At 69.7% G+C, this 1118-nt stretch carries 1 protein-coding gene; it reads right to left on the bottom strand.

Annotated features, from left to right (window positions below; translation table 11 throughout):
- A partial coding sequence (locus AB0J33_RS31165; RefSeq protein ID WP_363618741.1) for an SDR family NAD(P)-dependent oxidoreductase occupies positions 1 to 839 on the bottom strand: 839 nt, incomplete at its 3' end.
- Positions 840 to 1118: the final 279 nt, after the last annotated feature.

Here is a 1118-nt window from a genome sequence, read left to right on the forward strand (position 1 = left end):
CGCAACACCGTCTCCAGCCGCTGCGGCGTCAACGCCTCGATCACCCCGTCATCAAGCACCCCCGCGGTATGCACCACCCCCACCACCGGATACTCCGCTGGCACCGCCGCCAACACCCCCGCCAGAGCATCCCGGTCAGCGACATCACACGCCGCCACCTGCACCCGCGCACCCAACTCGGTCAGATCCTCGACCAACTCCGCCGCCCCCGCCGCGGCCAGACCCCGCCGGGACAACAACAACAGACGCCTGACCCCATGCGCGGCGACCAGATGCCGGGCCACCAACCCACCCAACACCCCAGTCCCACCAGTGACCACCACCGTGCCACCCGAATCCAACCCAGCCCGCAACCGATCAGAGCCAGGCAGGGAAAGCCGGCCAGCACCACCGGCCCGGGTCAACCGCCGGACATACAAGCCACCAGCACGTACCACGATCTCCGGCTCACCACTGTCGGCCACCGCCGTCAGGATCCTGCCCAATTCGCCACCACGGTCGGCGTCATCGTCCAGACCACGGTCGGTGTCATCGTCTAGACCGGAGTCGGTGTCGTTATCGAGGTCGAGCAGGATGAATCGGTTGGGGTGTTCGGACTGCGCGGAGCGGACCAAGCCCCATACCGCGGCCGCGGCCAGGTCACTGCCATCGGTAGCACCACGGGTGATCACCACCAACCGGGAACCGTCCGTGGCCGAATCCGCCAGCCATTCCTGGACCCAACCCAATACCAACGCGCTCGCCGCGTGGGTCGCCTCGACAACGCCAACGCCATCGGCATCGGCCGGGGCCGGGGCCGGGGCCGGGGCCGGGGCCGGGGCCGGTAGCTCGGCGACCACGAGCGTGGGCAGCTCACCATCGATCTGCCCGTACCGTCCCCAGTCCGGTTCGGTAGCCACCGGCGCGGCGGCGGGTTCCGTGTCGGGTAGGGGTACCCATTCCACGGCGAACAGTGACTGCGCCGCGTCCGGTACCCCGCCAGCCAGCTGGTCGGTGGTGACCGGTCGTAGCACCAAGGAGGTGGCGGTCAGCACCGGTTGGCCGGTGGTGTCGAACACGGCCACCGCGACAGCGCCGTCGCCGGCCGGTGTCAGCCGGACCCGTAGCGTTCTCGCTCC

It is taken from the genome of Micromonospora sp. NPDC049645 (assembly GCF_040675155.1).
Taxonomy (GTDB): domain Bacteria; phylum Actinomycetota; class Actinomycetes; order Mycobacteriales; family Micromonosporaceae; genus Micromonospora.